Annotated in this window: 16 protein-coding genes; 4 read left to right on the forward strand and 12 right to left on the reverse strand. The window is 55.9% G+C overall.

The genetic code is table 11. The features are described from left to right. Positions 1-5 precede the first annotated feature (5 nt). From galT to tkt, 9 genes are all read right to left on the reverse strand, one after another. The gene (gene galT, locus NZ823_14510) at positions 6-1,070 is read right to left on the reverse strand and encodes a galactose-1-phosphate uridylyltransferase (protein ID MCS6806340.1); all 1,065 of its coding nucleotides are present in this window, start codon (positions 1,068-1,070) and stop codon (positions 6-8) included. A gap of 138 nt (positions 1,071-1,208) precedes the next feature. Continuing rightward, entirely contained in the window at positions 1,209-3,314 is a 2,106-nt protein-coding gene (locus NZ823_14515) for a glycoside hydrolase family 57 protein (protein MCS6806341.1), read from the reverse strand. Positions 3,315-3,494: 180 nt separating this feature from the next. After that, entirely contained in the window at positions 3,495-3,869 is a 375-nt protein-coding gene (locus tag NZ823_14520; protein ID MCS6806342.1) for a response regulator, read from the reverse strand. Next, positions 3,847-5,559: an ATP-binding protein gene (locus NZ823_14525; GenBank protein MCS6806343.1), complete on the reverse strand. Its 1,713-nt coding sequence runs from the start codon at positions 5,557-5,559 to the stop codon at positions 3,847-3,849. The genes NZ823_14520 and NZ823_14525 overlap by 23 nt, the downstream gene beginning before the upstream one ends. 91 nt (positions 5,560-5,650) lie before the next feature. Beyond that, positions 5,651-6,625, reverse strand: a complete 975-nt coding sequence (locus tag NZ823_14530) for an ROK family protein (GenBank protein ID MCS6806344.1) — start codon at positions 6,623-6,625, stop codon at positions 5,651-5,653. 231 nt (positions 6,626-6,856) lie between these two features. Beyond that, positions 6,857-7,516: a hypothetical protein gene (locus NZ823_14535; protein ID MCS6806345.1), complete on the reverse strand. Its 660-nt coding sequence runs from the start codon at positions 7,514-7,516 to the stop codon at positions 6,857-6,859. 143 nt (positions 7,517-7,659) lie between these two features. Then, positions 7,660-9,675, reverse strand: coding sequence for a protein kinase (locus NZ823_14540; protein MCS6806346.1), 2,016 nt, complete (start codon positions 9,673-9,675; stop codon positions 7,660-7,662). Positions 9,676-9,818: 143 nt separating this feature from the next. Next, positions 9,819-11,438, reverse strand: coding sequence for a hypothetical protein (locus NZ823_14545; GenBank protein MCS6806347.1), 1,620 nt, complete (start codon positions 11,436-11,438; stop codon positions 9,819-9,821). A gap of 2,269 nt (positions 11,439-13,707) precedes the next feature. Next, positions 13,708-15,711: a transketolase gene (gene tkt / locus NZ823_14550; GenBank protein ID MCS6806348.1), complete on the reverse strand. Its 2,004-nt coding sequence runs from the start codon at positions 15,709-15,711 to the stop codon at positions 13,708-13,710. A gap of 781 nt (positions 15,712-16,492) precedes the next feature. Between tkt and NZ823_14555 the strand changes: the two genes are divergently transcribed. From NZ823_14555 to NZ823_14570, 4 genes are all read left to right on the forward strand, one after another. After that, positions 16,493-18,733 carry a TonB-dependent receptor gene (locus NZ823_14555; protein ID MCS6806349.1) on the forward strand — a complete coding sequence of 747 codons (2,241 nt, stop codon included), beginning with the start codon at positions 16,493-16,495 and terminating at the stop codon, positions 18,731-18,733. A 40-nt stretch (positions 18,734-18,773) separates the two neighbouring features. Then, positions 18,774-19,583, forward strand: coding sequence for a hypothetical protein (locus tag NZ823_14560; protein MCS6806350.1), 810 nt, complete (start codon positions 18,774-18,776; stop codon positions 19,581-19,583). 184 nt (positions 19,584-19,767) lie between these two features. Further along, positions 19,768-20,280: a GNAT family N-acetyltransferase gene (locus tag NZ823_14565; protein ID MCS6806351.1), complete on the forward strand. Its 513-nt coding sequence runs from the start codon at positions 19,768-19,770 to the stop codon at positions 20,278-20,280. Between the two features lie 143 nt (positions 20,281-20,423). Then, positions 20,424-21,632: a dipeptidase gene (locus NZ823_14570; protein MCS6806352.1), complete on the forward strand. Its 1,209-nt coding sequence runs from the start codon at positions 20,424-20,426 to the stop codon at positions 21,630-21,632. A gap of 144 nt (positions 21,633-21,776) precedes the next feature. On the opposite strand, the gene NZ823_14575 is transcribed toward NZ823_14570, so the two are convergent. The 3 genes from NZ823_14575 to NZ823_14585 all read right to left on the reverse strand — a co-directional run bounded on the left by NZ823_14575 (position 21,777) and on the right by NZ823_14585 (position 24,482). Then, on the reverse strand, positions 21,777-22,547 hold the full coding sequence (locus tag NZ823_14575; protein MCS6806353.1) for an enoyl-CoA hydratase-related protein: 771 nt from the start codon (positions 22,545-22,547) through the stop codon (positions 21,777-21,779). Positions 22,548-22,620: 73 nt separating this feature from the next. Continuing rightward, positions 22,621-22,968, reverse strand: coding sequence for a hypothetical protein (locus tag NZ823_14580; GenBank protein ID MCS6806354.1), 348 nt, complete (start codon positions 22,966-22,968; stop codon positions 22,621-22,623). A gap of 143 nt (positions 22,969-23,111) precedes the next feature. Then, a complete protein-coding gene (locus tag NZ823_14585; protein MCS6806355.1) occupies positions 23,112-24,482 on the reverse strand; it encodes a DUF1446 domain-containing protein in 1,371 nt (456 codons plus the stop codon). Positions 24,483-24,678 lie beyond the last annotated feature (196 nt).

Genomic DNA, 24,678 nt, shown 5'->3' on the forward strand with positions numbered 1-24,678 from the left:
CACCTTCACAAGTCAGATTCATCACGTAGAGCCTGATTATCAATTTTCTGCCGCAGATAATCGGCGGCGATTTCCGGCGGCGTCGGGTTGATGAACAGACCGGCGCCCCATTCAAACCCGGCGATGCGCGTCAATCGCGGAATGATTTCAATGTGCCAATGGTAGTCATATTCGATTGAGCTCCAATGATCGGCGTAGCCAGCTCGCTTAAACGGTGGCGGCGCCGTGTGCAGCACGAAGTTGTATGGCGGATCATTTAACAGCTCCTTGAGGCTGAGCAAGGTGACTTTCAACACGCCGGCCACGCCGGTTAATTCGGCGTCGCTCAACCGCGTGTAATCATGCAGATGGTGCTTGGGTAGCAGCATGATCTCAAACGGAAAACTGGAAGCAAACGGCGCCCACACCAGAAACCGATCGTTCTGGTAAATCACCCGCTCGCCCAGGCGGAGTTCTTGGTCAATCACATCGCAGATGAGGCATCGCTCTTTGGTGCGGAAATGTTGCCGGCAGACGGTGAGTTCCTCCTTGATCGTCGGCGGCACCATCGGCGTGGCGATCAATTGCGAGTGCGTATGCTCCAGTGATGCGCCGGCGGCCAGCTTGTGATTTTTGAAGACCAACACATAGCGCAATCGAACATCGCGATTGAGGTCGCGGATGCGTTCACGGAATGTCAGCAGCACATCGCGCACCCAATCAATGGGTAAGTCAGCCAGGCTGAACTGGTGTTCCGGCGTCTCGATGATGACTTCATGAGCGCCGGCGCCGCTGACCACATCAAAGATACCGACGCCATAGCGAATGGCATTATCTTCGATACGCAACGCGGGAAATTTGTTCGGAACCACCCGCACGCGCCAGCCGGGTTGATTCGGCGGGCTGTCGTCCGGTCGAATAGCGTAGATTTCCGGCGGCGTCTTCCCTTCGCTGCCCGCGCAAAACGGACAGGCCACCGCGTCTTGAACAGGTTCGGGTTCATAGAGCAAATAATCACTGGGCCGCCGCGCCCGTTCCGGCACAACCACAACCCACCGATTCCTCAACGGATCAAATCGCAATTCGCGCATCTCATCTCCTGGCTTCTAGCTTCGTTCTGAGTCTGGCTTCTACCTTCTGACTTGTTGCTGCCGCAAGCACACCATCTGGTTCTCAAGCTCCAACCACCGCTCCGCACGCATGCCACCAGAATGCAATAGCTGCCACGCTCACACCATCCAGTTCTCCAGCTCCAACTCCTGACTGGGCACGCTCAAGATCAAACTGCCGCCGTGAGGGAACCGCTCGATTTCATGTGTATCAGCAATGATAACTATTAACTCGAACCGGTCGCCGAATGAGACCCCTAATGCCGCCAACGGAACCTTGATTTCAGCGATATCTCGGCAAGCCGCATCGGCTCGAACTTCTCCTGGCGCGACCTCCAGGCCGATCTGCTGATGGCCTGAGTAGAGTTCCAACCTCAGCCGAGATGCAGTCAAAGCTTCCACGGCTGGTCGGTCAAAATCAACGCGGAAGTAGGCATGCTGAAGATCGAAGCCGAAAAATAATCGCGACAATCGGCTGACGGCACGTTGCATCGAGCCATGCGTGCGCAAACTTAACATCCCGGCTGACAGCCATTCAAAATAGTCGGAATCGTACCCGTCAATCCGGGGTGTCATGAAAGCCGTCGGCTGGCGCTGCCAGTCGCCGCGATAGACCATGATCGGCGCATCCAGATAGGCCGGCCATGGCTGATTCAGACCTGCGTACACATTCTTCAAATGAGTGCGGAATAAGGCGTCAAACACGGCGTCCTGTCCGCTCGAATGCGCGGGGCCAAACCACCAGAACCAATCGCTCCCTTCAGCCGCCAGCAATGATCGGCGCGTCAGTTCCGGCAGGCAGTCTGTCGTTAGCAGGGGCGCTGCCGCCGCTCCATCGCTGGAGCCGGTCGCCCGTTTGCGCACAGCTTCACGCGCCCGCTTCAGGTAATCCCATGCGCGATTTTTCTCTTCATCGCCAATCCACGTTTGAAAATCGGCGCCGATCCACGAGCCAGGATGCACGCTCTCCAAACGCCCGTGCCGCGTCGTTGTTGTCAGGCACTCGGAAAACGTGGTGGCTTCGATCCACTCCGCTTGATCTATACGCTCGTAAAGCTGCGTGAGGAAATCGTAGCCATTGGCCGCATAGTGCTCCCAAGCGTTTTCGCCATCGAGAATGATGGAAACGACAGCATCGGGCATCGCCTGATGAATCGCCCGCAATCGCTTCATTAAATCATGCACGGCCTCCGTCTCATTCCAGCGTTGGTAGACGAAGCCGATTAAATCCGAGAGCGTATGATCGCGGAAGAAGAGCGCGATCTCTTTGTGGCCGACGCGATACCAATACGGTTGATAAGCCAGCAATCCGGCATCGCGGCGAGCCGGATGCTCCTTGGGTAACGTCAGTTTTGATCGGCGAAGGATGCTTTCATCTGTGGCGGCCCATCGCGCACCGTATTCGCTCAACACCACCAACGCTTCATGACTGACGCCGCCTTCCGCAGGCCAGAATCCGTTGGGGACGCGGCCAAACGTTTTCCGGAAACAGTCAACAGCCAGCGCCGTCTGGCTGCGCGCGTCATCGGGATACGCAAAATGCAACTGCGGGAGCGTCACGCGGGGTGTTGATTGCGCCGCGCTCCGTGTATCGCACACGAGCGGAAGAATCGGATGATAGTAGGGCGTTGCCGAGACTTCGATCTTGCCGCGCTCCCACAGCGATTGATACAACGACAGCGTCTGTTGACACAACTCGCTGATGAGCGCCAAGAGCGTCTGCTTGTCGTCTTCTGTATAGCCGCGTTGCTTGCTGACCAGCCGTCGAATCGCTGGGCGATGACGCTTGAAACTTTCGCCGAGCCAGGCCAGATGAAAGTGCATTTGCAGGTCTCGCACATCGGCATGTGAAAAAGGCTCTCGCCGCGTTTGCTTCAGATAGAGTTCCTTGTATCGCGGCATCGGCTCGATATAGCGTTCGGCATCTACCGTGAAAAATTGTTCGCGCACAAATTGCCGCTCATCCTCGGTCATCTGCTCTGGCGGCTTTTGGAACAGACGGAGCCACTCATCACGAGCATGACCCTGCGCGTAATCGCTGATGGCTTCGATCAATGATGGCGTCAGATTAAACGTCATTCGCAGCCGTGCGAACGGCTCAATCAGATGAGGCATCTCGTAATAATCTTTCGTCGTGTGCAGATAGGCCCAGGGCAGATGGTACTGCCCCGTGGCATAGTCTTTATAACTGGGTTGGTGCATGTGCCACAGCAATAGCAGTTTCATATCTGTTGCGTCGTCATCAATGTGCGGCGATGGGCGAACCTGCTGAACCTGTTTGCAGTGGTTGGCTCATTGCTGCGCGTCGGCTGGCTTACGCTGGTCTTCATTGGCTCGGCCTGGACATGCGCGCGGACGCTGCGCCTTGCCATTGGATACGCGTGATCCATCCACTCAGTCATGGTTTCAGGCGATGGCTTTCTGGCTCCGCTGCGCCAACACGCGCTTGACTTCTTGCAGTAGCTCGTCTGGATCACCTGACTTGACCAGGTAGCGTTCAGCGAGCCATGAGGTATAGTCATCCTGAAATGAAATGTAAGCCGAGCACAACACAACAGGCACTTGGGGATGCTGACGGACAATCCGTCGTAGCACATCCAGCCCATTTTCCGCTTTCAACTTGATGTCCAGCACGACCAGGTCTACGGCCTGTTGATCGAGCACCTGTAAGCCCTCAGCGCCGGTTTCCGTTGCGATGACATCATAGCCTTCCTCTTTTAAGAGGCCCTCGTACATCAATCGAATATTGGCTTCATCATCAATCACCAGAATTGTGGCCATTGTGTGCCTCCTTCATCGAGGGGATCTTCACATGAACAGCACATCCACTCCCCGGTTCGCAGATGATGCTGAGATTGCCGCCCAAACCTTCAATGATCTCTTTTGCTGTATAGAGACCCAGACCGCTGCCGGTTGGTTTGGTCGTGAAAAACGGTTTGAATAGGTTCTGCAAGGCCTCTTCCGGCATACCCTGCCCGGTGTCAGCGACACGAACCGTGAGCCATCCGTCATCGTCACCTGCTGTTTCCAGAAACAGGGAGCCGCCGTTGGGCATCGCTTCGATCGCATTGTTGATGAGATTCTCTAAGCAATTGTATAACTGCCGCCGATTGGCCAGCACCATCGGCGCGTCCGCTTCCAGTCGGACGTGCGGCGTCACTTTCAGCGCATGCCACAACCGCTCTTTCTCCTGACACAATACGCTGATCAATTGATTGACATTGACAGGTTCTTTGTCGGACGCATATCGCGCATCAACAAACTTGACGAAATCCTTGAGCATCTCCTCCAATCGGGTTGCCTCCTGCACAATCGCCTGCGTGTAGCGAGCATGCGCCGTATGCTGGCCCAGCTTGCGATTGAGCAATCGCGCCAGCCCGCCGATAGCCACGACGGGATTCTTCACCGAATGCGTCAGTTGGAGGATCATTTCACTGGCTGCGATGTCTTCTCGTAGTTTGAGGATCACAGCTTGATTATGTTGAACGAGCTGGTTGGTCTGCTGGAGCCTTTGCAATTGCTGTTGCAACTCAGTATGCGCCAACCCGCGCTCCAAGGCCAGCGCGATCTCTTTGGCGACAATCCGCATGGCGCGCAAATCTTCAGGCATCGCATCGCGGCGGGTCAGAAAATTATCCAGCAAAATCACGCCCAGTGGACGTTCCACATGCGTAAAGAGCGGCAATATCCAAAACGGCGTCTGCTGATAGAACTCGCGTAGGCGTGGCGCAATCTCCATCTGCGGATCAACCCGCATGACGTAGGCCTGCTCAAACGCTTGCTTAAACGGCGGGTCGTCCACAGTGAACGTCAATTGATCTAACCAATGCTGAAACTTCGCCCGCTCGCGCTCATAGTCCAACGTTTCGGCCGGCGCGCTGATCAGGTCAATGGCCGTCAATCCCTTGCTGAGAATATCATTCCAAATCCGATTGGCTTCTTCTTCATCGCGCGGGCCGAGCGCGAACGTTCCCCGCAGCGATTCGCCCTGCATCAGCAGCGCCACACCGCGGTTGAATCCAAAGCTCGTCCCCGCGGTGAAGGCAATCAACCCACGATGAATGATCTCATGAGGATCGAGCGTCCACCCCAACGTGTCAGTCAAATGCAAAAGGATGTTCAGAATTTCATCGCGTATTTCCAACGCCTCGCTCAACTGCGTCCACTTGTGGCTGCGTTGAATCGTTTCGTCGGCCAACTTGACCGCCACGTCTAATTCACGCTGCGTCACGGTGTAGCTTTCGCGCATGCGCGTCAGTTCATCTAACAACGTGAGCATCACGCCAAACAAGGCTCCCTGCTCTCGTTGCAGTTGCTCTAGATCACTGCGGAAGTAGTCGCACGCAAGACACTTCTTGACCAATCGCGCTTTCACATCCTGAATCAACACCGTGTCCTGCGGACTGAGAAAAGGACACACCGATGGATCATCGGCGATGAGAAAACAATACGTGTCATTCACCTTCGGCATCGCCCTTTATCTTACCACGAAGCGAGAAGTCGCGCACAGTGGATTGAGGATCGAGCTTGGTGAGGCTGGAGTTGGTCAGATACGACACCGATCACATGGCCAGCCCATCAGCATCGCGAGCGAGCATCGCCGCGCCAACCAAACAGGAATCTTGTCCCAGTTGCGCCATAACAATCTGGCAACACGCAAAGGCCAATGGCATGGCTCGCTTCTTCGCTTCCTGGCGAATCGGCTCGACCAGCAGATCACCAGCGGCGCTCATGCTCCCGCCGAAGACAACCATCTCGACATTCAGCAGATTGATAATGCCGGCCACCGCCGCGCCCAAAAACGCGCAGGTTCGACGCAGCACTGACTGCGCCAGTTTGTCATGCTGCCGCGCTGCCTCGACGATGCGTTGAAACGTCAACGTACCTTCCATGTCTCGAGCCAATGGCGACACAGAATAAGCAGGATCAGTGAACAACCGCTCGCGCACGCGGCGAACGATGTTGGGTCCCGACGCCACCGTTTCTAAACAACCGACACTGCCACAGGCGCATTGCAGCCCGTTCATGTCAATCGGCACGTGACCGAACTCGCCAGCATAACCACGGCAGCCGCGATGCAATTGACCATGCAAAATCAAGCCAGCGCCAATGCCTGTTCCCATCGTAATGTAAAATACATCGCGACAGCCACGGGCAGCGCCACAACACATTTCACCATAAGCGCCGGCGTTGGCGTCATTATCAAAGATGACGGGCAAACCTGTTGCCTTGCGCAACTCAGCGGGCAAATCCAGTGAAGAGACATCCAGCAGATTGACGGCGCGCTCCGGGCGATTCGTCTCCACGTCAACCATGCCCGGCCAACCAATCCCAACCGCTTTGACCGATTGGTCGGCTTCCGGCGAGGACTGCAAAGCGTTGATCGTGTCAACGAGTTGATCAACGAAGACACGCGGGTTGCGAACTTCCGAGATCATCTGCCGTCGGCAACGGATGTGGCCTTCACCGTCAATGAGCGCCCCGCGAATCGTTCGCCCGACATCCAGGCCGATATATAGTGTGTCAGCGCGTGTCATATTCAAAGCGGATATGCAACGTCACTGACGCGGCTCATCCTCGCGCAGTGACATTGCTCAGATCGTAAATCCACCGCCAAGACCATGAGAATGACTCACCAGCAGACGCAGCATTGATGGTTGAAGCAGTGAGTGTTGATTTATTGACGAACCATTGAGTCAACGATCTACAGGTCCTCGTAGTCAATTCGCATCGCATGCATCCTTGGCGGCAGATGTTTGAGGTGGTCTCTAGTAGATGACGCTAATCCCCTGAATCACCAAACTGCCGGGGCACGTATCTGTGGACGCAGCGGCTGAGCGAAACAGTCCTACAATAACTGAATCGCCCGGACGCAGCTCGGTGACGCCATCCGGCGAGGTGATGAGATAATCTTTCGCTTCGGATCGGTTTGCCACGGCCGACGTATTGAGCACCGTCCCGCCCACAGCCGAAAGACCGCTCGAGGCGCCTGCGCCCTGGATGTGCGTTCGTCCCGCACGCGCAACACTGATGTAGTTGGGGCGCAACTCAATGCCACAATTGGTTGACGGCGAATGCCAGATGACCCGGATAATGATCGCCGTTCCCGGCGTGTAATCGGGTGGTACCGTAAACCCAAACGAAATGTTTGGCGTCCCCTCATTAGGTAAGGCTATGCCTGCAAATGCGCCGAATCCCGTGTTAAATGTTCCTTCTCGCAAAAGCACGCCGTATGGATTGATGTTAATAAATCGCGCCACGCTAGCCGGCCTGTCCACTTGCGACTCAGCAAGGCTCGTTGTCGCTTCAGCAGCCTTTCCCTTGTCTTGCGCGGCTACGGTTAACTGGAACGGTTGAACAATCCACAGTGTGAAAATCAAGATCAATGTGAGAAATTTGATCAAGGATGTTGTGTTGTTGCTCTGCATAGCTCCTCCTGGGTTAGTTGTTGGCGCTTACACGAGTGCGTGCAAGCTGATTGTTAAACATGTCGTTGCTGCACCTGCGGGGCAGATTATCTCTTGGTAGGATGTCATCCGTCAATGACTAACTCGTCGGAGAAGACCGGCCGTTACGACGCGACATTGGATGCGGAGATGGACACGCTGGCCTTGTGCAATCGGCTGAGCGCCCACCGGGCCTTGGCGCGGACACCTTCGTCCTCATCTCTCAATCGGTTTTGCAGCGCTTCCTGCGCCGCTGGATCACACAGGTGGCCGAGCGCCTCCGCGGCAGCGAATCGTTTATTGCCGCTACTGGCATCGAGCATAGCAATCAATTCGGGAACTGCCTTCGCGTCAGAGAGCCGCCCAAGCGCCAGGGCTGCTTCACAGGCGACAAACGTATCTTCACTGTGCAGCAGGTCCAACAGCACGGAGGTAATCTTGCGGTCACCGATCAAGCCGAGCGCCTTAGCGGCAAACCGCGCTGTCAGGTAGTCGCCCTCATCCATGGCATCGTGCAGCAGCTCAATGATCGGCCCAGTGGCTTGCTCGCCCAGCTTGACCAGCGCTTTGACGGCCTCAGCTTTCACCGTCATGCTCGAATCACGCAGCGCTTCAATCAACGCCCACAACGCACGCGGGTCGTGTGAAAACGCCAGCGTCCGCACAGCATCGAGTCGGACTTGCTCGTTTTCGTCCTTCAACAACTCGACTGGATCAACAGCCACCTGACCGCTGGTCAGTTGGTTCACGATTCGTTGCGAGATGCGATCCTGAACAACCAGCGCGTTGTGCGTCGCCGTATCAATTTTCTCGCTCCAGATCAATCCGCCTGTATGTGCATCAATCAGTTGAGAAGTCACCCGCAAACGATCGCCTGCTGAGAGGTAATTGCCGGTGAGCACCAACTCGACTGCCAATTCTCTGCCCACTTCTATTGGATCAACCGGCCGGTTTTGGTACTTGGCAACTGTCTGCGATGACCTAACCACGAGCGATTTGATCTTGCCCAGCTCAGTAATCAGGCTATCGGCCAATGTAAGTCCATAAAAATCTGCGGCTGGGTCGCCACTCAAGTTGCGAAACGGCAGCACAGCCAGCGTCTTCATCGCGCCGCGCGTCAACGAGAAGTCCCGTTCGTGTCCTCGCTCATGTTCGATGTGTGATGGCTCAGACAACAAGCTGAGGCTGGGCCGCGTCTCCCAACTGATGTCCCGTCCGAGCAACTGCTCGATGCGTCGTTTGACGGCTCCCAGTAGCGTTTGCCGCTGCGGCCTCACATAGGGAACGGCCAGGATCGAAGCCGATGGCATTGATAGCAGGGCTTGCCGCAGGTCTTGCAATAATTGCGGCATGGATTGATAGCGATCGCTCGGTCGCTTGGCCAGCGCCCGGTCAATCACGGCGGCCAGCGTCGCCGGCACTTTTTTGTTCAGCGCCGTCACCGGCGCATGCTGTTGGTGGATGACGGCGTGCATCGTCTCAACCTGTGAGTGGCCTTTGAATGGCATCTGTCCTGTGGCCATTTCATAAAGCACCACTCCGAACGAAAAGATGTCGCTGCGATGATCGGCTCGCTCGCCACGAGCCTGTTCTGGCGACATGTAGGACGGCGTGCCCAGCGTCGCTCCCATGCGTGTCAGTTCGACTTCGCCACCGCCTCGCGCCGCGCCTTCGGAGACCAGTTTGGCGAGCCCAAAGTCCAACACCTTCACTTGACCGCGTGGTGTGATCATCACGTTCGCTGATTTGACATCACGATGGACGATCCCTCGCGCATGCGCCGCAGCCAGCGCGTCACCCACCTGTAAGCCAATCGAGAGCAGGCTTTCGCAATTCAATGGATGCCCACCGATGACCTGTTTGAGCGTTTTGCCGGGCACATACTGCATGGCAATGAAGTAGACTCCCTCGGCTTCGGCGATTTCATAAATCGTGCAGATGTTGGGATGATCGAGCGCCGAAGCTAATCGCGCCTCGCGCAACAGTCTGGTGCGCGATTCTCTGTCAGCCATCAACTCAGGATTGAGTAGCTTCAACACGACGACACGGTCAAGCACCGTATCATAAGCTTTGTAGACAGAGCCAGCGCCACCACGGCCGAGTTCTTGCTCTAAACGGTAATGGGAGATTGTGCGCGCCATACTCTTACCTCGTTCAACCAGATTGTACGAAGAGCATGGCAAGATTGCAATTAAGGTGAAGCTGAGCCGGCAAACTTCATGGTAACCGGAATCGGTTCCTCTGAAGTCTGCCGGCTATCGTGTGCGCTGAACCTGACGAGGCGCTACGGGCGAGGTTTTGTGGACGAGCCGCTGCTACGAGGCACCGTCGGGCCTGGCGCCGATGGCCACGCCGAGGGTGACTTCATCGGTGGTTGATAGATATGACGAGGCGTTTTCTCCAAGCCCTCACGAGGGACCTGAATCACGGGCGAGCGCGGGCTGGATTTCTGAGGTGGTTGCGCAGTTGGTGGCGAGCCGCTTGGCCAGCTTGGTGACGACCGCTTGTACACCCGTGGATCCTGTGACGGCGGAGCGGAAGGAAAGGTGTCAGGCCGAGGTGATGGTGAAGACTTGTACCTGGGCTGATCCTGCTCAAAGGGTTGATCCCACCTCCTTGGTTGATCGGTCACCTTCGGATACTGACGTGGTTGTGGACGAGGCTGCATCCGCTGCCACAATTCAGGCGAGGGCTTTTCCGAGCGAGACCTCGGTTCGTATTGCGGTGACTCGCTCTTGGGAGCACGTTGCGAAGTTGGCGCGTTGTACTTGTCATCACGACCGGGCCGAACCTGGGGCGCACCCGTGCGAGGCGCATTGTATTTTTCATCACGACCTGCCTCTGTGGACGTGCCAACGCCCGGATACTCGCCTCGAATGATTGGGCTGTGCTTCTCATGATTGCCATCCATTCGCGGTGTCAGGCCAGCCTTCGGATTATGCTCGTCGCGCATTTGCCCCTTGAACGAGCCCCGAATCGGTTCAGGCAAAGCCTTCTCGCCATCCGTTCGCGGCGTTAGGCCGGCTTTCGGATTATACTCGTCGCGCATTTGCCCCTTGAATGGGTTTCGGCTTGGGTCGGGCAACGTGCGTTCTTTGAACGGAGTCGCAACGTCTACCCGACCTGACGAGCGCAGCTCGCCGATCGGCTGAGGCTTTACGCCAAGCTGGCTCAGCTTCAAGCGAGTCAGATTGAATTTACCAATGCGTGACTCGCCAGCCAGTTGCTCACCGCCAACCTGCTCGCCGCCCGGCGCGCCGCCCGGTCCGGGATTGAAGATGTGATCCTTCTCAATTATCAAGTTCGTCATCGGGTCCGTGCCGCTGATGGCCTCACCGTACTGCTCATAAGGGATACGCACATCGCCAATATCCGAGTAGCCAATCGAACCGGATGGCACAAACACCCACGAGCGATCAATCACAACGACCGATGGACAAGCGCCGCCATAGAAGAAACTGTAGCCAGGCGGCAACGGAGCCCAACCAATATAATGCGGGCCGTAGCGCCACGTGACCCACGCCGGCGCCCATACGTATCCGGGAACCCACACCCAGCCATAGATCGGTAATAGCGTCCACGCGCCGTAGTGGTAGGGAATCCAACCAAAATCGTCATAGGACACCCACGTCCAGCCGAACTCAGTATAAACCCAGTAGCCGTTGCTGTAGGGTTGCCAGTACCGGCCAACGCCGACAGGATACCAGACCTGACCATATCGAGGTACATAAATCCAGCGTCCGTATGGACGCAATCGGTGATAGAAAAAGTCGAAGCTGATGCGGAAACCCCAATCAGCTTGGACCGGTTCGGTCAAATTCAGTGCCGGACTGCCTCCCATGAGAAGCGTCAACGCCAGTGTTAATCCTATAATCCGCTTCGTTAATCCTATAATCTGCTTCATTTTTCCGACCTCCCTTCCATTTCATTCTTCGGGGGCTATCCACATTATAGAGCAATCTCTATGCCACAGGCACGAAGTATCAGCGTGACTCATCATCAATCACATCCGCATCGTTCCTCTCAGTCTGCTCTTCGCACAATTGCTAAGCGTTAAATGATTTCTGAAGTTTGCCACAAACACCAAGTTATTCGGCGCGATTTGAACGAAGCATGAATGTCTGATTTCCGGGATTCATCAGATATGGCTCATACACGATTTGGTGAATGAGATGGCCCATATAGAGCGGGAGTCTATACCGGCAACGGTGTCGGCGTTGGCAAGTGTCTCCGCAGAAGCAAGGCATCGGCAAACGGAGACTCTGAGAATGCCACTCAACCCAACCAAAACTTGAACCGAGTGAGCTACAGCAGCAATGGCAGCAAATGCCCACAAGAAGGCAACCACACGTGCAATGCCTGGGCTGAAGTGTGGCGTTTTGAGCCAAACAAGCTGCAGGTGCGGCGGCAGCCGCTCACCAGATGGTAACCAGACGTGCAACGTTTGGGCGAGGCTCATCCCCAAGCCCCGTGCGCCTTTGAAGAGGCGCAAGATTCATCACAGCTTCTGTAAGGCTGGTTGGGTGTCCCTCGGTTCACTGCGCCTCTGGCGTCTTGCTAGCTGCGCCGATGGCGCGAAACTATTGCCGACACGCGACCCCCTGATGAGACAAATGGCTTTGAAAAATGGAGCCGCCGAGCTGTGTAAACCGCCAACCATCGTAGTGGGCGTGCGACCCACTATCGGGGCGAAGCCCGGCAGAGCCGCCGAGCTGTGCAAATCACCGAGCACCGCAGTGGCCTCGCGAGTAACGCCCCACTCGGCGCAGTAGCCCTGCTCGCCCTGTTTGATGTCTATCGTGACGGAACGCCGAGAGCAGCTTCTCTTGGCTGCCCGTCCATCCTGTGCCAATTCGCTTCTTGCTTGTGGGGCGCTCGTCTCCCGATTGGGATAATCGTTTTTGATGAGCTGCCTGAACGAGCACGATCTAGAGTGTCGGTTGCAAGCAACAGGAGATGAAAGGACGATTGATTCGCTATCTGATTATCTCACTGCTGTTTCATTGAATCAGCCGGAACAGTTACATGGGGCGATTCAGACTGAGTGAATGACGGCAAACAAAACTGTCCCGCAGCAGAGACACATCGAGCCATCCGCACCAGCAGTCGCTCTTTGTCTCTCAACCTGTTGCTTGCGGCTCGCTTAGCAGCAGCGGAGTACAGCAGCACCCAGTCCGTTATGCTCTGGCACGATGGTTGCTCAGAGGTTGGAGGGAGCAATAAAATGGCAAGCCAGTATCACCAGATTGATCAACACCGTTGGCTAGAACCGATGCGTGTAGATCACAACGGAGGCGTCGGCGGGCTTTTAAGCTACGGACTCATGCCCAATTCATATTTCTCTTCATAGTGCCCCTTACCCTCCTATCATACCGGCTACCACTCAAGCCCCCTTCCTTACACGCGGGCTCGCATGGGTCACCAAGCGAGCCCGTCCCTTTTTATCCGAAGCGCATTGAGCCACGACATCTGCTCTGTCTTCAATAGCGATGTGCATCTGTGATCAGTTTGTCCGGTTGTCCACTCACTACCTGCACCAGTGAGGTGCGCGCCAGCCGATTGTCGCCGGCACGCGACAGCCTGCTCACAACCTCCCCAAGCCTAACTTCAAGTTTCTCATCAGTTGCTGCCATCACCCCCAGTCTGAGCCTTGCGCCCGTCTCACCGACAGCACCCTCTCCTGCCAGATTCGTCCTTCGTCAACGACAATACTCAGCAAGGTAAGTGAGTCCATCCATCCATCCGCCCCAATGCGCTATCTGCTTGAAAGTGGCTGAACTTGCTCGTGCGCTCGGTGTTCTGCCTGTTGTTACCCGCCTTCTGGCACAGTGCTTGCTCACGCTTTAGACGGATGCAGTTATGAAGATGACTAGAGGCGATACATAGTCAAGTTTGTTTAGCCCCGACGGCGGATGGATGTTAAACCGGGCTCTTCTACTCGCCGTCGGGTGCTTCCTTTCTCACGGTTGTCTTGTCCCTTGCCTGATTTCATCACCCGCTGCACGCTCAGGCGTTCCGCTGATCAAGCACGGCCTGGCGCCTCATTATGAACATGCCTCTGGAAACACTGACAACAACTTCGCATGGACGGAGAAGAACAACGCCTGCTACTTCACAGGCTCCTGGTCACGTCTAAGAAATCAACCAGCAGAAACCTACCTCAAAGAAATCGGCTATCGCACCGGTACGTCACTGAGTTGACTTCGCTGATACTCAGCGTATTTGGCTAGGGTGATTTGAACAACATTCTCGACAGTAAAGCCGAATTCTTTCGCCAGGTCATTCATCGGCGCTGATGCGCCGAAGCGATCCAAGCCGATTTCATATCCATACGAGCCGGTGTAGCGCTTCCATCCGTGCGTCGAGCCGGCTTCCAGCGAGATGCGGAACCGCGCCTGTGGAGGCAAAATCTTATTGCGGTAGGCCTCAGGTTGTTCTTCAAATAATTCCCACGAAGGCAAATTGACGACGCGGACCTTGAAGCCTTCCAGGCGTTCGGCGGCTTGCAACGCCAGATGCACTTCCGAGCCTGTGGCAATGTAGATGATGTCGGGCAGCTCATCTTCAGCACCATACAGAATGTAGCCGCCGGCACGCAAATTCTCCGCGCTGGGATAACGCTGTCGGTCAAGTACGGGCAGCGCCTGACGCGAAAGAATGATCGCCGTCGGGCGGTGTTGTTCAAGAGCAACCTGCACGGCTGTGACTGTCTCCGTAGCATCAGCCGGGCGAATCACTACGAAATCAGGGATGGCTCGTAACGCGCTGAGGTGTTCAATTGGCTGGTGAGTCGGCCCATCTTCCCCCAGGAAAATAGAATCGTGAGTAAATTCGTGAATGACTCGCAGCTTTTGCAGCGCTGCCATTCGCAACGCCGCACGCTCGTAGTCGGAGAAGACAAGAAATGTCGCGCCAAATGGAATCAATCCGCCGTGCAGCGCCAATCCATTGCAAATTGCTCCCATGGGAAATTCGCGCACACCGAAGATAAGGCAGCGTCCGGCAGGCGTCGTCCGACTGAACTGACCGACAGCGCGGCGGAACCCAGCAGTCATATTGGATGGCTCCAGATCAGCCGAACCACCGACTAAGCCCGGCACTTGGTGAGCCAACTCGGTCAGCACATCACCAAAGGCTACGCGCGTAGCCAACTTATCCTTGCCGGTGCAATCGGGATACCGCAAGTCAGGGGGAATCTCGCCGCTGAGCATCTGCTGCCAGCGACGGCCATCTTCCGGGCGCTCTCGCATAAATGTTTCCACCCGCTCCTTCCATGCTTGTTGCCTCTGGCGCAACTCAGCATGCCGGGCGCGCATGTGGGTAACCACCGATGGCGGCAGATAAAACGTTTGGTCCGGCGGCAAGCCTAATTTAATTTTGGTGGCACGAATTTCATCGGGCGGCAGTGGTTCGCCGTGCGTCTTTTCACTGCCTTCCATCGTGGCGCAGCCCCGGGCAATCGTCGTGTGCCCGATGATCAGCGATGGGCGATCGGTTACCTCACGCGCATTGATGATGGCTTGACGGATTTCATCATGATTGTGACCGTCAATCTCCTGAACATGCCACTGGAATCCTTCAAATACCTTGGCGAAATCCTCGCTTGAGGCGTGCTCGGTGGGGCCGGATAGTTGAATCCGGTTCTTGTCATAAAAGACGATCAGCCGACCAACGCCCAAGTGGCCGACCAAGGAAGCCGTAGCCAGTGTGATCGGTTCTTGAAGGTCACCGTCGCTGGCAATGACGTAGGTGAAATGGTTGACGAGGTCTTGGCCGAAGGTCGCTCGCAGAATCGCCTCGCCAATGGCCATGCCGGCGGCCATGCCGAAGCCTTGACCAAGAGGTCCCGTTGTTGCCTCAACGCCCGGCGTCAATTCACGCTCTGGATGGCCCGGCGTGCGACTATGAAGTTGACGAAATTGCTTCAAGTCCGACATGTCCAAATAGCCTATGAGCATCAACAACGTGTACAACAGCACGGACTCATGACCTGCCGACAGAACAAACCGATCTCGATCAAACCACAACGGATCATCGGGGCTGTAATTATAGAACTCGCGGAACAAAACATAGGCGAAATCAGCCGAGGACATCGGCCCGCCCGTGTGTCCTGAATTCGCCTTGCGCACTGCATCCATGATCAATCCTTTGATGACGTTGACGCAGTATTGATCCATCTCAGGTGTTGTTGCGACTGCATCAATCCCACGGTCTGGCGCTGTTGCTGGTGTGTGTTGATGATTCATCCATTCCTCCTCACCGTAAGCTCAGTTTCAAGTGATCGTCATCGCGCGTTAGGTTTTCCATTCGCGCGTTAGCAAAATTCCTCCTCACCATAAGCTCAGTCTCACGTGATCATCGAACTTTTCAAAAATGCTGCTGACTAACTGCGTCTGGTTTTGTTTGTTGATTGGTTTGACAGGCAATCGCCCGCTCTGAGTAACTCGATGACGCAGGACAGTGATCTGCCAAAATGCTGCCATCATATTAAGCGCCAGCCCATGATAGCTCTTCAGCCCGGAGCAATGCACCCTCAGATCATTGATGTGACACGTCTCATGGGCAGCTTTCCGTTGTTTGAGACATGCCTGATCAGTTTGCAATTTCATCCTCCCTGATCTCGTTGTTGCCAAGCTCAACACGACATGTTTGCTGATGGCCGGGGTAGTATAGCATCAGCCGGTCATTGATACTACCGCATCCTTTGCTGAAACTTGCTGAGACCAACAAGCTCTGCACAGCAGGAAAAAGGCTTGTTTGCTATAATCCGGTCGGGACGGGTTTAAGCACATGAGCTTCTGCCGACGAACGAAATTGACCAAGAATGGGCACAGGGCAATGAGATGTCCCGGGGTCGTGAGCAACGGTTCAAGACTGATGAAGGTCCGACAGCTATTCGCAGCCTTTTGGATGCTGATGGTGCTGACAGCTCTCTGCTCTGTCGTGGAGGGAAAACCTTTGGGGACCGCCCAAGACTCTGGACACGTCGCCGGCACAGTGTTGACTTGGGATGATCGCGTCGTGGTCCACGCTCGGATCACTCTTATCCAACTGCATGGTCGCGTCGAACGGCAGGTTCACACCGATGCTGAGGGACGCTTCAGTTTTTCTGAGTTGCCACCCGGCGAGTACACGTTGCGCGTTGAGTTGGAAGGGTTCATCAGCGTCAGCCACACAATCGCGGTGATGCCCGGCCAGACAACATCGTTGAACGTATCACTCACGCTGGCGCCGCTGACCGAGACAATGACGGTCACGGCGACATTGGCTGAACAAAGACTCGGCGACATCCCAACGATGATCTCAGTGCTGACCCGCGATGAAATCAAACGCTCGGCCGGGCTGACGCTCGACGATGTGCTCAAACAAGTTCCCAGCTTCAGTCTCTTCCGCCGCACCAGCAGCCTGGTCTCTCAGCCGACAACGCAGGGCGTTTCGCTGCGCGGCATTGGGGCCAGCGGCGCCAGTCGCACAGTTGTTTTGCTCGATGGCGTGCCCCACAATGATCCATTCGGCAATTGGGTCTACTGGAGCAAGATTCCACAATCACAGATTGAGTCCATTGAAATCGCTGATGGCGGTCTTTCCAGTCTCTACGGAAGTTCAGCGATGGCCGGCGTGATTAACATCATAACCCGACGCCCGCAACGGCGGAGCTTCACGCTCAAAGCACAAGGTGGAACGCTTAAGACAGGCGATCTGGATCTTGCAGCCAGCCACACGTTCGGACCGTTGGCTGTGTCTGTGGGCGGCAGGCTGTTTCGCACGGATGGCTACCATCTGATCCGCGCCCAGGAGCGCGGACCGGTTGACATCAAAGCCAACTCGCGACATCAGATGGGTCACTGGCGCGTGCAGTACACGCCGCTTCCGCATCTCACCATCTTTCACGCCGGTCGGTTTTTCAACGAGAACCGCGACAACGGAACACGATTGCAAACCAACGCCTCGCGCGAAACCTACCTGGGCGGCGGCTTGCGCGCTACAACCAGCGATGGCAGCGAATGGCAAGCTACTCTCTATTCACACATCAGCACGTTCAAGGCTGGCTTCAGCGCCATCGTCCCCACTCGCGCTTCTGAATCGCTGACGTTGCTGCAAGATGTGCCGTATCGGGATGTCGGCGGCAACGTTCAATGGTTCCCCCGGTTCGCCGATCAACACCGGCTCACCATTGGCGCCGATACCCGCTGGATCAAAGCTGAAAGCAAGGAGGACGTGTTCACCAACAACGTCAACAGCCGTGACCGCATCATTCGCGGCAAACAACTCTATGCCGGATTTTTTGCGCACGACTTCATGAGGCTACATCAGCGGTTCGTGCTGACGCTCGGCGCACGCATTGATTACTGGCGCAACTTTGAAGCCTCTCGCCAAGAGATCGTCACTTCAACCGAGGCGCAAACGGTCACGCTGTTTCCCGATACCTCAGAGATCACCGTCACACCCCGAGCCGGCATCCTCTACCACGTCACCGATCACCTGGCCGTCAGAGGCGCATTCTATCAGGGGTTTCGTGCCCCGACGCTGAACGAGCTGTACCGCCCATTCCGAGTGGGCAATGTCAACACAGAAGGGAATCCCGACCTGGGCCCAGAGCGACTCACCGGCGGCGAAGTCGGCTTTAATCACATCATCACGCGCAGTCTGCTCTGGCGCGTCACCGGTTTCTGGAATCGGGTGAAAGACCCGATTTCCAACGTCACCATTTCCGTCACGCCAGCCCTCATCACCCGTCAGCGACAAAACCTCGGACGCGCACGCGTGCGCGGCATAGACGCCGAATGTCAGTACCGCTTCACTTCGCAATGGAACCTGCGCGCTCATTACTTGTTCAGCGAAGCCACCGTTGAGCAATTCCCGGCGGATCGGACGCTGGAAGGAAAATTCCTTCAACAAGTCCCTCGTCATCGGGCTGTAATGGCGCTTGATTATTTGAATCCGCGCATCGTGAATCTGCGCCTCCAAGCTCGGTTTGATGGCTTGCGATTCGACGATGATCTGAACGGATTCAAACTCGGAAGTTTCTTGGTCGCCGACCTAACTGCGTCGCGGTCGCTGGGCGAGTGCTGCGAACTATTCCTCGCTATAGAAAATCTGTTTGACCGTCAATACACTGTGCAAGCAACACCAGTGCAAGCGCGCGGTACACCGAGGCTGCTGAGTGGCGGCGTCCGCTTGCATCTGTTTCCTCGATAGAACCGGCTGTGATACAATGCAGGCCGGAGAAATTGAGAACATGCCGGGAGAATTGACACCTCAAGAGCGAAAAGAAATCCTTGGCACGCTCACTCGCGCGTTTGATGATACGTCTGCCGAGGTGTTAATAGATGCTATGGATCGCGTCGCGGCGCACCGTGCTCAGGCGATTATTCTCGAGGGTTTCCAAGAGTTGAAAGCGATCATTGCGACCCTCGCTCAGGCTCAAGCCCGCACTGAGCAGGCTCTGAACGAGCTATCTCAGGCTCAAGCTCGCACTGAGCAGCGCCTGGAAGAGCTATTTCAGGCTCAAGCCCGCAGCGAAGCGCGTATTGATCGCTTAGAAGCGGCTATGCAGCGATTGGCCGAAGCTCAAGCCCGCACTGAGCAACGCGTCGAAGAGCTGGCTGAGGCTCAAGCGCGCACTGAGCAGGCATTGCAACAACTGGCACGTCAGGTAGGGGGCTTGAGCGAAACGGTTGGCGGCGACATTGAAGACATCGCCTACATTGTGCTTCACGATGTGTTGGCGCGAGAGTTTGGCTGGGAAGTTGGTTTACTGGAGCGTTCCTGGCAACAATGGGACGGCGAATTGGAGGAAGTCAACATTTTTGGCCAAGCGCGTGATCCAGCCCGTCCTGATTTGCCGATCTGGATTATCGGTGAAGCCAAACACAATCTGACTATGCGTGAGGTGGAACGCTTCGCCAAGCAAGTGGAGCGAGCGCGGAAACACCTGGAAGGTCTCTTATTTCCTGTGGCGTTTTGCTATCGGGCGCGCCCAGAAGTGCAAGCTCGGCTGCGAGAGTTACAGATTCGGCTCGTCTTCTCCTATGGCCGCTTGGTTTGACGGTTCGCTCGTTTGTCTTTCCACGATTTTTTCCGGGTCGGTAAGGGGGCTGGCAAGGTTGTTTGGGCGTAACTCTCACCTTTAGGATCTTGCGTCAAAAACGTTACATCTTGCCAGCTCAACGCGACTGAGCGGCACAAGTTCAGGATTGCGCGTCCTGCGCACGAGCGATATGATTGGGGCCATGGCGGCAATCAAGCAACATGTGATCGGGGCAAATCTCACAGTCAAGCGGATGACCGTCAAAGATGTGCATCGGTGTTGGGAGTTAGACCGGCGCTGTTTCACCGACGGGGAAGCCTACGATCTGGATACGTTTCATTATTTGCTGACGAATCCTGACGCCGTGACCAGAAAAGTTGAGCACCAGGCTGACATGATGATCGGCTTTGCTATCGGCATGATCGAACCTGGCGCCGTCGGACACGTGATCTCGGTTGCTGTCGCCCCGGAATGGCGTCGCCGCGGTATTGGCACATTGTTAATGGCGGAAATCGAACGCGATTTCATCAGGCGGAATGCGACGATTGCCCGGCTAGAAGTCCGCGTAGCCAATGTGATTGCTCAGCAGCTTTATCTGCGGCTCGATTACGTCATCACCCAGCAGATTCCCAATTATTACTCCAACGGAGATGACGCACTCGTGATGGTCAAATCGCTACCTCAGCGTCGGTCATTCTGGCGATTGATATACTGATGTTGATCAACCGCAGGATCGCCTCGAACGAGCTGATAAGCGGTTGACCTGATTGCAAACTCACATTTGACATGCAAAAGAAGCAAGCTCCATCAGCTTGGTTAAACCGAAATAAAACTTCGATCACACACGGAGGATTGACCATGGCACGACGCGGTCTGGTTGTTGCTCTATACATCATTTTGATGAATGCATGCAGCGCCGGTGAGCCGTTCGCCACAGATCATGCCGCACTGTCGGAGACGCTGATGGAGCGAGCCCGGCGCGTTCACCAACAAGCGATTGTGATTGACGCGCATTCGGATACAACATCCATCATACTAGACAAGGGATTCGATCTGGGTCTTCGTTCAGACCAAGGCCACATGGACTTGGTTCGCATGAAAGAAGGGGGACTGGATGCTCAATTCTTCTCCATTTACGTGGCAGCGCGTTACGCCAACAAGGGCGCGGCGCGGCGCGCGCTGGACATGATCGGGGCGCTTGACCGTCAACTGGCCAAGTATCAGGACAAGGTCGCGCTGGCCACGTCTGTGGCTGATATTCGCCGGTTGCACGTGGAAGGAAAAATCGCGGCGCTCATGGGCATTGAAGGTGGGCATGCGATTGAAGACAGCCTGGACACGCTGGAGATGTTTTATCGAAAAGGAATTCGCTACATGACGCTGACTCACTCGAACACCAATAACTGGGCTGATGCTACAGGCGCGACACCGCGTTGGGGCGGCCTGAACGAGCTCGGACGCCAGGTCGTGCGTCGGATGAACCAGCTTGGCATGATCGTGGATGTCTCCCACGTTTCCGACGAAACGTTCTGGGACGTGTTGGAAGTTTCCAGCGCCCCTGTGATGGCTTCGCACTCCTCCTGTCGCGCGCTGACGCCGATTCCGCGTAACATGAGCGACGAGATGATTCGAGCATTGGCCAACAAAGGTGGCGTCATCATGATCAATTTTGGCTCCGCGTTTGTGAATGCGCGACATGCCGAGCGAGCCACTCAGGTGATGAGCATCCTCAGACGAAAGTATGGCGGCGATTTCTCACGCTGGAACGAAGTGGAGCGTGAATTAAACCGCAAGGACCCATTGCCGCCGGCTACGCTTGAGGATATTGTGGCGCACATCGAACATGTGGTGAAGCTCGTTGGCGTGGATTATGTAGGACTCGGCTCCGATTTCGATGGCGTGCCGAGTTTGCCGCAAGGCATGGAAGATTGCACGAAGCTACCTTCGATCACTTACGAACTACTCAAACGCGGCTACTCCGAGCAAGATGTGATGAAGATCCTGGGGGAGAACTTCCTGCGCGTGTTTCAAGCCGTTGAGCAAGTGGCCGCGCGGTCGCCGCAGTGAGACATGCTGAATGCTGTTGAGGACGAGTCATTGATCATCCCAAGGCCACAATGATTGTACCTATTGCGAAACGTGGATTGGCACGTTTGCATTCTGTAGCCATCTCTCCGTGATCAATGAACCTCTTTCAAAAGACAACGGGTGTTAGTTCTTTTTGCGTTCGAGGAATTGCTGAATGCCCTGCTGGAGGTCATCAGTCATACGGGCGATGGTATTGATTTCCGCGCCGGTCTGCATAGCCAGCTCGAATGTCATCCCGTCAATGCGATAGAGCAGCCGTTTCGTTAATGCCATGGCCGACGCGCTGTTTTGATCCAACGCGCTGAGAAATGTCTCAGCGCGCGCATCGAACTCATCGTCTGGGTAGACATGATTGATCAAGCCGATGCGTTCAGCTTCGTGTGCGCCGATGGTCTGGCCGCCGACGACCAGTTCAAAGGCGCGCTTCTCTGACACGTTGCGACGCAGCAATGCTGTCACAATGGCCGGCACGAATCCAATCTTGACCTCAGCGTAGCCAAACTGAGCCGTCTCGCTGGCCAACACCAGATCACACGCTGTTGCGAGCCCGCAGCCGCCAGCCAATGCACGCCCGCGAACGAGCGCCACAATTGGCTTGGGCAGATAGCGCATCGAGGTGAGCACGTGAACCATGCGGGTGGCATCCTCCAAGTTCTCCAGGATGGACGCCTGGCGGATTTTCTGGAGCGCCGTTAGGTCTAATCCCGAACAAAAATCTTGGCCGGCTCCCGTCAACACAACAACACGAACCTCTTTATCGTTGCCGGCCTGCGCAAACGCGCTGCTCAACTCATCAAGCATGAGCGCGTCCAATGCGTTTCGTTTCTCAGGCCGGTTCAGCGTGATGTAAGCCAGAGACCCTTTGACCTCGTAAAGAATGCGTTCGTAGCTCATCCTGTTCCCCTCTCCTCTTAACGCCAATCCCAGTAGAGAATCCGTTCGGAGGTCATATTGTTCCCTTCCGGTCTTATACCAGTCCCAGTTGACTGGCTGTGGCATCATCAACGTCAATGTACATGCGGAGCAGTGCTGTGCTTAGCGTTTTGCCTTGTGCATCGGTGCGAAGCGAGATCGTACCGCCGCCGCCGAGGGCGTGGTGCAACAGGAAATTCAGCGCATGGAGGTTAGGCAGCTCGAAGCGTTCCACCTCACCTTGGCAAATTCCTTGGAAGTGTTGCTTGACCCGTTCTGCTGTCACATGTTCAACCAGCAGGGGATAGTACTCCGGACGATAGGCGATCAGGCCGATATTGGCCGTATCGCCTTTATCACCGGAACGGGCGTGAGCTAGTTTGAGCAGTTGAATCTTGGCCATAACACGATCAGCTCTTCCGGCAGCGCGACAGCGCAACTCGGCCTATGCGACGAGCCGCTCGTTGGCACGAGCAGGAAGTGTTGGTGCAAGGTGTTTCTTGTTCGGCCCATTCTCAAGCTATAGCTATGCTGTTGCCGCTGTGGTCAGGACTGGCGGATTTCAATCGAAGGCTCGACCTGGGATTTGGGCAGCAACGCAGGCCAGTAAGCGACGATCTCCTGTACGTGAGGACGACCGCCAGCAAAGCCCGTCGCCGTGGGCGGGCCGGTCAGGATCAGCGGCGCGATCTCTCGTGTAAACCGATCCACTGCCTGCCGGTTCTCGCTCCTAACACTGATGCGCAATTCGACTTCTGCCAGGTCTGGCGACGGATCGGCTGCCAGCGGACCATGACAAGCGTTGACGCCCACGAACTCCGTGAGAATTTCGTCAAACGTCAGTCCCAATCGCTCCAGTCGCGCGCGAATGATTTGGTCGGCGGCTTTGGCTTTGGCGTAAGCGTCCGGCCAAGAGTAGACCATTGTGCCGACGGCTTTATAGCCGTAGTGATAACTGATCGAGACTTTATAAAACGGCGTTGCCGGCTGCCCCCGAATGCCGAACACACGAACGCGATCGTCGCCGACCTGCTCAAGTTGAATGCTGGTGAAGTCGGCAATGCAATCCGGCGTGATATACTGGCGCGGATCGCCGATTTCATAAACCAGTTGTTCTGTCACGGTGGCCACGGTGACGCGCCCACCTGTGCCTTCGTGCTTGGTAATGACAAACGAACCATCTTCGTAGGCTTCAACAATCGGAAAACCGACATCTGCCAGATCAGGAATGGATGCCCAATCCACCTGACAGTTGCCGCCTGTGCATTGAGCGCCGCATTCGACGATGTGGCCGGCAACAGTTCCTGCCGCCAGTTTGTCCCAATCGTCGAGCGCCCAGCCAAAGCGGTGAATCATCGGCGCCAGTGTCAGACCGGTGTCTGTGCAACGGCCTGTCACAATGATCTGCGCGCCGCGTTCTAATGCTTGGACAATCGGCGCAGCGCCGAAATAGACGTTGGCGCTTTGAATCCGGTCTCGAATCTGCGCGAGCGGCCGACCGGTGTCCATGTCGTTCAACTCATAGCCAGCAGCCATCAACTCATCGAGCCGGTGCATGATGTCGTCGCCAGCGACGATCCCTACTTTCACGCCTTGAAGGCCGAGTTGACGCGCAACCGTGATAATCGCCTCAGCGCAAGCATGCGGGTTGACGCCGCCGGCATTGGAAATAACCTTGATCTGACGTTCGACGCACGTCGGCAAAATCCTTTCCATGAGCGAGACAAAATCAGTTGCATAACCGAGCTGCGGATCGCGAGCGCGTTGCTTCTGCATGATTGACATGGTGACTTCTGCCAGATAATCAAGCGTCAACACATCAATCGGGCCGCCTTCGACCTGTCTGACAGGCGCCTCGCGCCAATCGCCCCAGAAGCCTTGTCCATTAGCAATCCGAATCATTGCTCGCTCATCCATCTGATGTGCTCATCTTCGATCGCAACCCGCTTAATCGCGCGTGACCATCATCACCGCCGCGTTCACGTTCGATGGCCAGCACCGACCTGTCTCGGTCCGGACCGGTGATGATTTTATTGTATCGCCACTGACTAAGCCACAGCACACAGCGCCGGAGATGTCTCGGTCCGGACCGGTGATGATAGGCCAGCCGGCG

It is taken from the genome of Blastocatellia bacterium, from assembly GCA_025054955.1.
Classification (GTDB): domain Bacteria; phylum Acidobacteriota; class Blastocatellia; order HR10; family J050; genus JANWZE01.